Origin of the sequence: Flavobacterium tructae, assembly GCF_001853485.1 — a bacterium.
Lineage (GTDB): Bacteria > Bacteroidota > Bacteroidia > Flavobacteriales > Flavobacteriaceae > Flavobacterium > Flavobacterium tructae.
This window is the reverse complement of sequence record NZ_MIKE01000001.1, coordinates 124,373-137,066: the sequence shown is the minus strand read 5'-3', so window position 1 is coordinate 137,066 and position 12,694 is coordinate 124,373. Positions and strand designations below refer to the sequence as shown.

Annotated in this window: 12 protein-coding genes; 5 read left to right on the top strand and 7 right to left on the bottom strand. The window is 35.1% G+C overall.

Translation table 11 applies throughout. The annotated features are described in order from the left end of the window. From BHE19_RS22870 to BHE19_RS00505, 6 genes are all read right to left on the bottom strand, one after another. Window positions 1-230, bottom strand: a 230-nt coding sequence (locus tag BHE19_RS22870) for a hypothetical protein (protein ID WP_207544101.1), incomplete at its 3' end; no start/stop codon positions are given. Then, a complete protein-coding gene (locus BHE19_RS00525; protein ID WP_017498656.1) occupies window positions 166-993 on the bottom strand; it encodes a TPM domain-containing protein in 828 nt (275 codons plus the stop codon). The genes BHE19_RS22870 and BHE19_RS00525, both read right to left, overlap by 65 nt. 3 nt (window positions 994-996) lie before the next feature. Continuing rightward, a complete protein-coding gene (locus BHE19_RS00520) occupies window positions 997-1,434 on the bottom strand; it encodes a TPM domain-containing protein (RefSeq protein WP_070905536.1) in 438 nt (145 codons plus the stop codon). 56 nt (window positions 1,435-1,490) lie between these two features. Further along, window positions 1,491-2,078: a LemA family protein gene (locus BHE19_RS00515; RefSeq protein ID WP_017498654.1), complete on the bottom strand. Its 588-nt coding sequence runs from the start codon at window positions 2,076-2,078 to the stop codon at window positions 1,491-1,493. 40 nt (window positions 2,079-2,118) lie between these two features. Continuing rightward, a complete protein-coding gene (locus tag BHE19_RS00510; protein WP_017498653.1) occupies window positions 2,119-2,451 on the bottom strand; it encodes a MerR family transcriptional regulator in 333 nt (110 codons plus the stop codon). A 48-nt stretch (window positions 2,452-2,499) separates the two neighbouring features. Further along, the gene (locus BHE19_RS00505) at window positions 2,500-3,477 is read right to left on the bottom strand and encodes a M23 family metallopeptidase (protein ID WP_070905535.1); all 978 of its coding nucleotides are present in this window, start codon (window positions 3,475-3,477) and stop codon (window positions 2,500-2,502) included. Window positions 3,478-3,742: 265 nt separating this feature from the next. Here BHE19_RS00505 and alaS point away from each other — a divergent pair, with 265 nt between their 5' ends. The 3 genes from alaS to BHE19_RS00490 all read left to right on the top strand — a co-directional run bounded on the left by alaS (window position 3,743) and on the right by BHE19_RS00490 (window position 7,768). Next, window positions 3,743-6,373 carry an alanine--tRNA ligase gene (alaS, locus tag BHE19_RS00500; RefSeq protein ID WP_070905534.1) on the top strand — a complete coding sequence of 877 codons (2,631 nt, stop codon included), beginning with the start codon at window positions 3,743-3,745 and terminating at the stop codon, window positions 6,371-6,373. A gap of 115 nt (window positions 6,374-6,488) precedes the next feature. Then, entirely contained in the window at window positions 6,489-6,866 is a 378-nt protein-coding gene (locus BHE19_RS00495) for a GxxExxY protein (RefSeq protein WP_070905533.1), read from the top strand. A 149-nt stretch (window positions 6,867-7,015) separates the two neighbouring features. Next, on the top strand, window positions 7,016-7,768 hold the full coding sequence (locus BHE19_RS00490; protein ID WP_070905532.1) for a hypothetical protein: 753 nt from the start codon (window positions 7,016-7,018) through the stop codon (window positions 7,766-7,768). A 225-nt stretch (window positions 7,769-7,993) separates the two neighbouring features. On the opposite strand, the gene BHE19_RS00485 is transcribed toward BHE19_RS00490, so the two are convergent. Continuing rightward, complete coding sequence (locus tag BHE19_RS00485) at window positions 7,994-9,739, bottom strand: ABC transporter ATP-binding protein (protein ID WP_017498648.1); 1,746 nt, start codon at window positions 9,737-9,739, stop codon at window positions 7,994-7,996. A gap of 376 nt (window positions 9,740-10,115) precedes the next feature. On the opposite strand from BHE19_RS00485, the gene BHE19_RS00480 reads away from it, so the two are divergent. Together BHE19_RS00480 and BHE19_RS00475 are read left to right on the top strand one after the other, a co-directional pair. Beyond that, window positions 10,116-10,871, top strand: coding sequence for a hypothetical protein (locus BHE19_RS00480; protein ID WP_070905531.1), 756 nt, complete (start codon window positions 10,116-10,118; stop codon window positions 10,869-10,871). Between the two features lie 635 nt (window positions 10,872-11,506). After that, on the top strand, window positions 11,507-12,463 hold the full coding sequence (locus tag BHE19_RS00475; RefSeq protein WP_070905530.1) for a GSCFA domain-containing protein: 957 nt from the start codon (window positions 11,507-11,509) through the stop codon (window positions 12,461-12,463). Window positions 12,464-12,694 lie beyond the last annotated feature (231 nt).

Genomic DNA, 12,694 nt, shown 5'->3' with positions numbered 1-12,694 from the left:
CCTGAAACCTGAAACCTGAAACCTGAAACCTGAAACCTGAAACCTGAAACCTGAAACCTGAAACCTGAAACCTGAAACCTGAAACCTGAAACCTGAAACCTGAAACCTGAAACCTGAAACCTGAAACCTGAAACCTGAAACCTGAAACCTGAAACCTGAAACTGTTTACCAGCCTCCGCTAGAACCTCCTCCAGAGAAGCCTCCTCCGCCAAAACCTCCGCCAAAGCCACCTCCACCTCCGGATGATCCTCCGCCGAAGCCTCCAAATCCGCCTCCGCCGCTTCTTCCAAGATTGCTTAGAATGATGACATCGAGCAGGCTGGGGCCGCCGCCTCCGCTATTATTGCCTGAATTACCTCCGCCGCCTCTTTTGTTTCGGGACAGTAAAATTAATACAATTACGACAATTATAATAAAAGGCAGGATTGGAAAATCTTTTCCTTTGGTTTGTTTGCGCTCGCCTTTGAATTTTCCTTTAAAAACATCAATGATAGCATCTGTTCCTTTGTCAAGTCCGTTGTAAAAACTTCCGGCTTTGAATTCCGGAATAATTATATTTCGGATGATTGTTCCGCCAATTCCGGCAGTCAATCGGTCTTCGAGACCATAACCGGGATTTATGGCAATTTTTTTCTCCTTTTTTGCCAGCAGGATAATAACACCATTATCGTCTTTTGCAGTTCCTCCAATTCCCCAGGTTTGTCCCCATTTGGTTGCTAACTGACTTACATCTTCGCCTTTTAAACTTTCGATCGTAATCACTACAATTTGAGTAGTAGTGGAGTCAGAATAACGAATTAGTTTTTGTTCCAGCTGAGATTTTTCAGATGCATTTAAGATGTTGGCATAATCGTAAACCGAAGTTTGTAAACTTGGTTTTTCAGGTATTGTAAATTGTGCAAAAATACTGTTGCAGGTAACAAGCGCGATAAACAAAAGAGTAAACTGAAAAATTCTGTTGGAATTTGAGATTTTGTATTTTGAAATTTTCATTATTTATCCTTTTGATATTTCGTTTGATAATTCATTGCTGTCACCTTCAGACCACGGAAAGTACTTTTTCAATTGTTCGCCGGCATTCAAAATGCCATCAACAATACCTTGTTTGAAGTTTCCTGATTTAAATTGTAGAATCATGGCATCTTTGGTACAGTCCCAAAAATCAGGAGTAACCACATCATTTATACCTTTGTCTCCACAAATTGCAAAATTTTTATCAGCAACGGCAAAGTAAAACAAAACCCCATTTTGAAGCTGGGTTTCGTGCATTTTTAATTCATGAAAAACTTCCAAAGCCCTGTCAAAAGGAGCTTTAGAAGTTGTTTGTTCTATATGTACTCTAATTTCGCCAGAAGTATTATTTTCGGCCACACGAATAGCTTCAACAATATCTTGTTCTTCTTCTTTGGATAAAAAATCTTCTACTTTTGACATTGAAATAATTTTAGAGTTTAGATTGTTGATTTTAGATTATGATCTAAAAAATGTTTTTAGAATTTTACTTCAACCGGTTTGTCTGCACCTTCAACAGCATTAAAGTATGCTTTTTCTTTAAATCCAAACATACCTGCAAATAAACTATTTGGGAATGTTTTGATGTGGTTGTTGTATGGTTTTACCGCTTCGTTGAAACGTGTTCTTGCCGTTAAAATCTGATTTTCAGTACTAGCCAGTTCGTCTTGTAATTTCAAGAAGTTTTCGTTTGCTTTTAATGTTGGATATTGCTCAACAGAAACCAATAATCTTGATAAAGAAGAAGATACGCCGCTTTGAGCTTTGTTGAATTCAGCAAGTTGTTCCGGTGTAATATTCGTAGGATCTACGGTTACGCTTGTTGCTTTTGCACGAGCTTCGATAACAGCTGTTAAAGTTGATTTTTCGAAATCGGCAGCGCCTTTTACCGTGTTTACTAAATTTCCAATAAGGTCATTACGTCTTTGGTAAGCTGTTTGAACATCTCCCCAGGATTGCTCTACAGTTTGGTTTAATGTTACCGCAGTATTGTTAATCCCTTTAACCCAGCTGTAAATTCCAATAAGTACAACTGCTCCAATAATCCAAGGCAAAAATCTTTTCATGTGTATTTAATTTAAGTTTGTTTCTGATTTAATTAATAGGTTATAATTCGTTCTTAATATCGATTAATTGTGTTTTGATGGTCTCTAATTTACGTATTATTTCGAATTTATCTAATGTTTTCTTTTGTCCTTCTTTCAAATGTGTTTTGGCCCCTTCAAGCGTAAAACCTCTTTCTTTAACCAAATGATAGATCAATTGTAAGTTGGTGATATCTTCGGGCGTAAACATTCTGTTGCCTTTGGCATTCTTTTTTGGTTTCAAAATGTCAAATTCGCTGTCCCAAAACCGAATCAATGATGCATTGACATTAAAAGCTTTGGCTACTTCGCCAATGCTGTAATATCGTTTATCTTTTGAAAGCTCAATATGCATGTTTCTTAATTTTCTATATTTATTCCAAAAATACTACTTTTTGCAGTATTAATCTAATGACTGATTTTCCTGGTTTGCCATTTGTGAAATGGCCACATATTCGACTGCCGAAATATTGCCGTAATAGAAGTTCAGCGGATTTACGACTTTGCCGTCTTTATGTACTTCATAGTGACAATGCGGTCCTTCAGATCTTCCTGTGCTTCCCACATAACCAATAACATCACCTCGTTTTACACGTTGTCCGGGTCTGCAATTGTATTTGCTTAAATGCGCATACAAACTTTCGTAGCCAAAACCATGCCTGATGACCACATGATTTCCAAATCCTGATGCCGAATTATCGGCCCGCTCGATAACGCCATCTCCTGTAGCATAAACGGGAGTGCCTGTTTTGGCGGTGAAATCCATTCCGTTATGCATTTTTCGTACTTTCGTGAATGGGTCGGTTCTGTATCCAAAACCTGAAGCCATACGTATTAGATTCTCATTTCGTACAGGCTGAATGGCCGGAATTGCCAGCAATAAAGTGCCTTTTGTACTGGCTAATTTTAAAATTTCATCTAACGATCGAGACTGAATCGCTAATTCTTTAGAGAGACGATCTATTCGTTTTGTGGTGTTTAAAACCAGTTGAGAATTGTTGTAACCCTCTAAATCTTTGTATTTTCTGGAATCTCTGAAACCTGCTTTTCGAATAGAATCCGGAATCTCGGCTTTATTAAAATAGACTCTGTAAATGTTATTGTCTCTGTTTTCCAATGTCTCGGCTACAGCATCGATTTCATCCATTTTTCTGTTCAGAATGGCATATTGTAATTTCAGATTTTCAATTTCTCGTGCCTGTAAACGATCTTTTGGCGTTTCAAAATAGGGAGTATTGATCAAAAGTATAAAAACTAAAAAGCCAAATAATGCCGAAGCCAATAAAAACAGTAATGCATAGCCAACTTTAGCCCTTTTTCGGGTCTTTATTTTTGTATAAGCCAGATTTTCTGAGTCGTAATAATATTTTACTTTCGCCATATTTTAAAATACCCTATTTTTGCAGCTTGTAAAATAAGTTAGTCGAACAAATTTAATAAATGTTTCATGATGTTCGAAGCTTTTTTCAGGAATAAAACAATTTAGATAATGTGTCAATTTGATAATTAGATAATGTCTTAAATGCGAAATTTATTGTTTGGAACTTTAATTTTTGTATTAAAAAGAGGTAAGTATCACATTTTCAGATTAACATGTTTCTAATTAAGTATCACATTTTCAAATTGACACATTTTCTAATTTTAATATGAAATCACAAGACGTACGTAAACAATTTTTAGATTTTTTTGAGAGTAAAGGACACACTATTGTTCCTTCGGCTCCTATTGTACTTAAAGACGATCCAACCTTAATGTTCAACAACTCGGGAATGGCCCAGTTTAAAGAATACTTTTTAGGAAACGGAACGCCAAAAAGTCCAAGAATTGCCGATACACAAAAATGTCTTCGTGTTTCAGGAAAGCATAATGATTTAGAGGAAGTAGGTATCGATACCTATCACCACACGATGTTTGAGATGCTGGGGAACTGGTCTTTTGGAGATTATTTCAAAAAAGAGGCTATTAACTGGGCTTGGGAATTGTTGACAGAAGTGTACAAAATTCCAAAAGAAAATCTTTATGTTTCGGTTTTCGAAGGAAGCAAAGAAGATAATGTGCCGTTTGATCAGGAGGCTTGGGATATCTGGAAAGAATTAATTGATGAAGATCGTATTATTCTGGGAAATAAAAAAGACAACTTCTGGGAAATGGGAGATCAGGGACCATGTGGACCTTGTTCTGAAATTCATGTTGATTTGCGTACTCCGGAAGAAAAAGCAGCCGTTTCAGGTAAAAGTTTAGTAAACAACGATCATCCTCAGGTGGTTGAAATCTGGAATAATGTATTCATGGAATTCAATCGTAAAGCTGATGGTTCGTTAGAAAAACTTCCTGCACAACACGTTGATACCGGAATGGGATTTGAGCGTTTGTGTATGGCATTACAAGGAAAAACATCCAATTATGATACCGATGTTTTCATGCCTTTGATTAGAGAAATTGAAACTATCACCGGGGCAAATTATACCGTTAAAGCATCAAACGAAGCGGAAGAAAAAGTAAATATTGCGATTCGTGTAATTGCAGACCACGTTCGTGCGGTAGCTTTTGCTATTGCGGATGGACAGTTGCCGTCAAATACCGGTGCAGGTTATGTAATTCGTCGTATTTTGCGTCGTGCTATTCGTTACGGATTTACTTTCCTGAATATAAAAGAAGCTTTCATCTACAAATTAGTAGAAACTTTAAGTGAGCAAATGGGAGATTCTTTCCCGGAAATCAGAACTCAAAAAGCACTTTGCTCGAATGTGATTCGTGAGGAGGAAAACTCTTTCTTACGTACTCTTGATCAGGGATTGGTACTTTTAGATGCTGTGATTCTGAACAATTCAGGAGATACTATCGATGGTAAAAAAGCTTTTGAATTGTATGATACTTACGGTTTTCCGATCGATTTAACAGCTTTGATTCTTTCTGAAAAAGGATTGAAATTAGATGAAAAAGGATTTCAGGAGCAATTGCAATTGCAAAAAGAACGTTCCCGTGCCGCTTCAAAAGTTACTGCAGGGGATTGGAATGTTTTGGTAGAAGATGATATTCAGGAGTTTGTAGGTTACGACAGATTATCACATCAGGTAAAAATTACGAAGTACCGAAGAGTAGATAGTGTAAAAGATGGTGAAATTTATCAATTGGTTTTCAATGCGACTCCATTTTATGGTGAAAGCGGAGGACAAACAGGAGATAAAGGATATTTGGAAGCTCAAAACGGTGATATCGTTTACATTATTGATACTAAAAAAGAAAACAATCAAACAATTCACCTGGCAAAATCGTTACCTGAGAATTTAACAGGAACATTTAACGCGGTTGTGGATGCCAATCAAAGAGCAAAAACATCGTCAAATCACTCGGCTACGCATTTATTGCACCAGGGATTGCGTAAAATATTAGGAACGCACATTGAGCAAAAAGGATCTATGGTTCGAAATGCTTCTTTGCGTTTTGACTTCTCTCACTTTTCAAAAGTATCCGATGAGGAATTAAAAGAAGTAGAAAATTTTGTGAATGCAAGAATCCGTGAAAGTTTACCTTTAATCGAAAAAAGAGCCATTCCAAAAGATCAGGCTCTTGAAGAAGGAGCAATTGCTTTGTTTGGAGAGAAGTATGGTGACCTGGTTCGTATGATTAAATTTGGTGATTCTGTCGAATTATGTGGAGGAACTCACGTGGCAAATACGGCTGATATCTGGCATTTCAAAATTATTTCAGAAGGAGCTGTAGCGGCAGGAATCAGAAGGATTGAAGCTATCACAAGTGAAGCTGCAAAAGATTATTTTGAGTCTCAATTGCTTTCTTATGAAGAAATTAGAGAGACCTTGAAAAATGCTCAGGATCCTGTGAAAGCGATTCAGTCTTTACAGGAAGAAAATATTCAGTTGAAAAAACAATTGGAAATCTTGTTGAAAGATAAAGCCAAAAACATGAAAGGTGATTTGGCTAAAGAATTGCAAGAAATCAATGGCGTTCAGTTCTTAGCAAAACAAGTAGATTTAAATCCGGAAGGAGCAAAAGATTTGGCTTATGAATTGGGGAATTCTTATCATAATCTGTTTGTAGTTTTTGCAACTGCACAGGAAGGAAAACCTATGTTAACTTGCTACATCTCTAAAGAAATTGTCGCAGAGAAAAATCTAAACGCAGGACAAGTAGTTCGTGAATTAGGAAAATACATCCAGGGAGGAGGAGGAGGACAGCCTTTCTTCGCTACCGCAGGAGGTAAAAATGTGGATGGAATTGCTGAGGCGCTGGCTAAAGCAGTTGATTTTGTGAAGTAATTTTTCTAAGTCTCGCAAAGACGCAGAGTCGCAAAGTTTTTTTAAGCTTTGCGACTTTTTTTTTAACGGAATAATCTTTTATAGGTTTTTTCTTTGATTTCACAAAAAGGAAAAAATGACAGAGAATGAAATTTCAGCGATCGTAGTCGATGTCTGTTATAAAATACATGTAAAACTTGGACCAGGATTATTAGAATCAGTTTATGAAGCAATTTTGTATCATGAATTAACGGAGAGAGGTTTACGTATAGAAAGGCAAAAGCCCTTACCAGTAGTTTGGGATCAAATGAAATTAGACATCGGATTTAGAGCTGATTTAATAGTAGAAAACAAAGTGATTTTAGAAATTAAATCAATTACACAGATTTCTGATGTTCACGCAAAGCAAGTTTTGACTTATCTAAAAGTTACCAAAATGAAATTAGGATTATTAATTAACTTTAACGTTCCAATTATTAAATATGGTATTAAAAGAGTAGTGAGTAATCTGTGATAAAAAGCTTAAAAAAACTTTGCGACTCTGCGTCTTTGCGAGATTAGCACATTCAGAAATAAGAGTTTTTTTACAGATAAAAAGAGATAGGTTTTTAAGTTTTGTTTTGCTTTATTTGTGGGATTAATGAACAAATAAATTTACCACACATGAAAAGAATTCTATGTTTTTTTAGTATTTTATCACTTATTTTAGCTTCTTGCTCCAGTAATGTTGAAAGTGCTGTCAATGCAGAAAATGTGCTTTTGCCCATGACAGAAAAATACACAAATGCCTCTTATCCGGAAGATAGCAGTACTGTGACTTATGCTTATGATGGAAACAAAATTACCAGTTTAACATACGACAATGGATCTGCAGTTGTATTTACGTACACCGGTAATTTAATCACAAAAGCAGTATATACAGAAACTTACGAAGGTACAACTCATACAAGTACCACTACTTTTACATATGAAAATGATAAACTTAAATCTACATTAAAAGTTAACTCGGGAAACTCTTTGCATAAAAAAAGAACTTATACCTACAATGCAGACGGAACAATTTCGACGATTACACTTCTAATTAATCCACAAACCCTTGAAGAAACTGAAGATTCATCCAGCATTCTTACTTTGGATGTTAATGGTAATATTATTAAACAAGAATCGGATGGTTTTACAACTGTAGTAGAATATGATACTAAAAACAGTCCTTTCAAAAGTATATTAGGATATAGCTCGTTGCTGGATTCCGATGTTTTTGATCAGGATGCTAACTCTTCAAATAACCTGACAAAAGTGACTGATATGTCTGGCGATGGTAGTCAGGATATAAACACTTATGTGAATACATACAATAGTGATAATTATTTAACTAAATCGGTAAATGGCAGTGAAACAAAAGAGTATACCTATTAAAAAAACAATTAGAAAAATAGAAGTACTCTCACAAGCTTAATTGAAAACAAACTAGCTTCGGTAAGAAAAAATTAAATCCGACAGATTTTTAAAACCTGTCGGATTTTATATTTTATAGTATTTCGGGCGAAAAGAGAAACCCTCGTTCGAAATGACAAATAGTGTTCTTTAATAATGATTTAAGAAAACTCAGAACCTTAGCCTCTTAGTATCTTAGCCCCTTAATTATTTTCGTTCCCCAATCTGCTGGCGCCACATTGCATAATACAAGCCTTTTTCAAAAATTAAATCTTCGTGTTTTCCTTGTTCGATGATTTTTCCTTGCTCCAGTACAAATATTTTGTCGGCGTGCATTACGGTTGACAGTCGGTGCGCAATCAGAACCGTGATCCTGTTTTTATCGGATATATTACGAATAGTGGTATTGATTTCTTCTTCGGTAATAGAATCCAGGGCAGAAGTGGCTTCGTCAAAAATCAATAAATTCGGATTTCTTAAAATAGCACGGGCAATCGACAAACGTTGTTTTTCACCACCGGATACTTTAATTCCGCCTTCACCAATTGTGGTGTTTAAACCGTCTTCGGCACGTTGCAGCAGTTTTTCGCAGCTCGCTCTTTTCAAGGCATCGTATAAGTCTTCATCGGTAGCGCTAGGTCTTACGAACAATAAATTCTCGCGAATTGTTCCTGAGAATAACTGTGCGTCCTGAGTAACGAATCCTAATTGTTTTCTTAAGTCCAGTAAATCAATTTCTGTAGAGTCGATGTCGTTGTAAAATACCTGACCTTCAGCTGGGGTGTACAATCCAACCAGTAATTTAACCAAAGTTGTTTTTCCTGACCCTGACGGGCCCACAAATGCAACGGTTTGTCCCTGTTTAATTTCGAAATTGATATTCTCAACCGCTTTAAATTTAGCGGTTTTGTGTTGAAAACTTACATTGGAAAAGAGTAAAGACTGAATAGCTCCGACATGCTTTGGGTTTTTCGGACGAAATTCTTTCGGAGCGCTCAATAAGGTCTTAAAATTCTCCATCGAAACCTTAGTTTCATTTAAGGCAATAATGAAATTTCCAAGTTCCTGAAGCGGTCCGAAAATGAAAAAAGTAAAGAAAACCATCGTTAGCAAATCACCCACAATAATTTTTCCTCCAAATAAGAAATAATACAAAGTGAAAACCACGCAAGTTCTCAAAAAGTGTACAGTTGTGCCTTGAATAAAACTCAAACTCCTGATGAAACGGATTTTTTGAAGTTCGAGCTGTAGAATTTTAAATGTATTTAGGTTCAGACGTTTTTCTTCCTGATACGTCAATCCAAGACTTTTTACAAGTTCAATGTTTCTTAAACTTTCAGTGGTGGAACCGGCTAAAGCATTGGTCTGATTTACGATTTTTTTAGAGACAATTTTGATCTTTTTACCCAGATATGAACTAACCAGAGCTATGATTGGCGCCGTGATCAAAAAGATAATCGAAATACGATAATCGATTCTGGCAACATAAACAATCACAAATACAAAACCAATCACGGTCTGAAAGATTAAAGAAATCGATAGTGTGATTAATTTCTCAGAATCGGAGCGTACTTTGGTGAGTTTGCTTAACGTTTCACCGCTTCTTTGGTCTTCAAATTCGGCAAACGGCAGGTCCAGTGATTTTTTAATTCCGTCTGTGTACATCTGCGCTCCGGTACGCTGAATGACAACATTGGTAAAATAATCCTGAAAGTTTTTGGTAATTCTCGATACCATGGCCGCACCAAGCGAAAGTCCTAACCAGAATGCTAATGATTTGATAAAACCAACTGGGTTTCCGTCATATTTATGTAAACCAACACCACAATCCTGCATTAATTTACCGGTAATAATAGAGTCTGATAAACTGAAACAAATATTGATCGAAGCCATAATCAAAGCAAAAAACAGTAACATTTTATGTTTGATTATATAAGAATACAGTAATTTCATAAGTGAATTTGAATTTATGGAAGATGTAAAAGTAGTGAATTGTTTAACACTGTTAAATGGATTTTTGTTATTAAAAATGTAAATTTTTTTACAGTTGAAATTGCCGGTGTTTTTTTAGATGTAGCGTGTTTTAATTTTCTGCAAGACCTCTTTTTTATAGGAGAACAAAATGGAAACTTAAGAAAAAAGCTAAGTATTGATATCGCATTTTAGTTTTTTATTAAACTTTATTATTAATGGATTTGCTATATCTTTCTTGTTACTAATGTGTTGGAGACTGTTTTTGATTATGGTGTGTTTTTAAATGTGGAATCCCGTAAGGTTTTAGTTTTGGGGTGTATTAAGTTTGCAGCAAAATAAATTTAACCAAATCAAAATGAAAAAAATTTTATGCCTTTTTAGTGCTTTGGCTCTAGTAGTTTCTTCTTGTTCAAGTGATGATGCCGCAGATGCATCAGCTTCAGTAAAACCATCAAAAATTGCTTTTTCTTACTCTGATCCTAAAGAGAATTATTTTACTGAGGTGAAATATGAAGGAGATAAATTAGTAAGTGAAACAGATGATGACGGTTACACAATTAAATATTCTTATGTAGGTGATTTAATCGCAAAAACAGAAGAATTCGGAGCAGATAAAGTACTTAAAACGACTACTGAATACAGCTATTCTGCAGGAAAGCTAGCTTCTGAAACTGTAAAAAATGTAGGTGCAACTCAATTTTACAAAACGAAATATACTCAAAATGGAGACGGTACTGTTTCTTTTGAAGAGTTTAATATAAATGCTGCAACTGGAGCTGAAGCAGAAGGTGGAAAAGTTGGAAAATATACGTACAAAGACGGTAACTTAGTGAAGTATGAAAGTTCTTATTATGGTAAACCTAATTCTACGTATACGTATGAATATGATTCAAAAAAGAATCCTAATACTAACGTTACTGGTCTTAAACTTTTAACTGGTATGGAAGAGAGTGCTTCAGCTAACAATGTTGTTAAAATAACAGGTACTTCAACAGGATTAGCTTCAGTTAGTACTTTCTCTTATCTTTACAATAACAATAATTTTCCAACGGAGAAAAAACATTTTAGTGACAATGGAACGTTAACGGAGACAGCTCAGTTTACATACTAAAAGCAAAATTACAATTTATATGAAAAACCAAATACTCTTGTATTTGGTTTTTTTATTGCCCAAAACAGGCAAAACTCGTGTTCAAATTAAGCCTCATGTAATTCAGAGCACCCTTTCCATTTTTTTTAGCCGCGGGGAATAAGCAAATACAAGAAAATAGCTAGGTATTTATACGGTTTTTTGTTTTTTAGTTATTTTTTTTCTAAAATGTTTTTTAATGTATGTTATTCATTATCAGTGCATTAGGTTTGTTTTGGATTGAGTTCTGTGTTTTCGATGTGGAATCCCGTAAGGTTTTGATTTTTAGGTGTGTTACGTTTGTAATGCTAAAAATAATACTGCTAAGAATATTTTAGGATTTGATAAAATTTCTTTTGTGGATGGAGAAGGAAGCGGAGTTTTTGACAATGAAATTGCAGATACTTTAGGAAAGAATATATGTTCTATCTATAAGTTAGGCGTATAATACAGCGGGATATCCTGAAAAAAGCATTGATAATGCTGAAGGATTAAAATATACATCTGAATATTTCTATTAGTAGAAAGTTTAAAATTTGGGGGCGAAAAGTCGGGGGCATTTTGTTTTCGGCTTTTTTGTTTGTGAAAAATAACCGAAATTTACACAAAACAACTTCATGCAATTCAGAACCCAGATTCCAGTTTCAAAAAGCAGTAATCCAATCGATTATCATTCGAAGATCATTTCTGTGGGATCTTGTTTTGCGGAAAACATGGCAGAGAAATTTGATTATTTTAAGCTTCAGAACGAAACCAATCCATTTGGAATTATCTTCAATCCGGTTTCCATTGAGAAAGTGATTCAGAGAGTGGTTAAACAAGAGTTTTTTACGGAGAAAGATGTTTTTTTTCATAACGAACGCTGGCATTGTTTTGAAGTTCATTCAGATTTGAGTCATTCCGATCGACAGGAGTTGTTGCAAACACTTAACGAAGCAATTACCAAAACAAACAAACAAATCAAGGAGGCCACTCACCTCATAGTAACCTATGGAACCTCATGGATTTACAGAAATATTGAAAGTAACGAAGTAGTCGCTAATTGTCATAAAGTACCGCAAAGACAATTCACGAAAGAATTATTGACTGCTGATGTAATTCAGAAAAGCATTCAAAATACAATCCGCTTAATTTATGGTTCAAATCCGAATATAAATTTCATTTTTACCATTTCACCAGTTCGCCATATCAAAGACGGTTTTGTAGAAAATCAATTGAGTAAGTCACATTTATTTACGGGGCTTCACCAGAATCTGCAATCTAAAATCGACAATCAGCAATTAGGATATTTTCCTTCTTACGAAATTATGATGGACGAACTTCGTGATTATCGTTTTTATGCCGAAGACATGCTGCATCCGAATGTTGTAGCAATTGACTATATCTGGCAGAGATTCAGTGAAAATTATATTGCAGAGAATAGCATTTCAACCTTGCTGGAAGTAGGAGAAATTCAAAAAAGTCTTCACCATCGAAGCTTTAATCCGGAATCTGAGCAGCATCAGAAATTTTTAGTCAAGCTTCGTCAAAAAATAAAAAGTGTAGAAGAAAAATGGCAGCATATTAAGTTTTAAAACCTTCAGGATTTTTAATACGTTTTGATATTCAGAGCATTGTAAAAATTTGCTAAAATTTAAAATATCAATTTCAACAGAGCAGAATTCTTTAGGTTTCCGCTCGGTAACTACAATACCAAACGTAAGAAAATAATTATTTGTTGCTAAATTTTAGAATAATTACAGGTAATTATGTAAATTGTTTGAGTTTAAATTTTACAAATTTGTTTTTGCAGATTTGTCCAAATG

Bases quoted from the DNA above. Each gene is read 5' to 3' on its own strand.
- BHE19_RS00480 (WP_070905531.1), top strand. From the start codon at position 10,116: ATGAAAAAAATTTTATGCCTTTTTAGTGCTTTGGCTCTAGTAGTTTCT.
- BHE19_RS00520 (WP_070905536.1), bottom strand. From the start codon at position 1,434: ATGTCAAAAGTAGAAGATTTTTTATCCAAAGAAGAAGAACAAGATATT.
- BHE19_RS00505 (WP_070905535.1), bottom strand. From the start codon at position 3,477: ATGGCGAAAGTAAAATATTATTACGACTCAGAAAATCTGGCTTATACA.
- BHE19_RS00475 (WP_070905530.1), top strand. From the start codon at position 11,507: ATGCAATTCAGAACCCAGATTCCAGTTTCAAAAAGCAGTAATCCAATC.
- BHE19_RS00485 (WP_017498648.1), bottom strand. From the start codon at position 9,739: ATGAAATTACTGTATTCTTATATAATCAAACATAAAATGTTACTGTTT.
- BHE19_RS00515 (WP_017498654.1), bottom strand. From the start codon at position 2,078: ATGAAAAGATTTTTGCCTTGGATTATTGGAGCAGTTGTACTTATTGGA.
- BHE19_RS00490 (WP_070905532.1), top strand. From the start codon at position 7,016: ATGAAAAGAATTCTATGTTTTTTTAGTATTTTATCACTTATTTTAGCT.
- BHE19_RS00525 (WP_017498656.1), bottom strand. From the start codon at position 993: ATGAAAATTTCAAAATACAAAATCTCAAATTCCAACAGAATTTTTCAG.
- BHE19_RS00495 (WP_070905533.1), top strand. From the start codon at position 6,489: ATGACAGAGAATGAAATTTCAGCGATCGTAGTCGATGTCTGTTATAAA.
- BHE19_RS00510 (WP_017498653.1), bottom strand. From the start codon at position 2,451: ATGCATATTGAGCTTTCAAAAGATAAACGATATTACAGCATTGGCGAA.
- alaS (WP_070905534.1), top strand. From the start codon at position 3,743: ATGAAATCACAAGACGTACGTAAACAATTTTTAGATTTTTTTGAGAGT.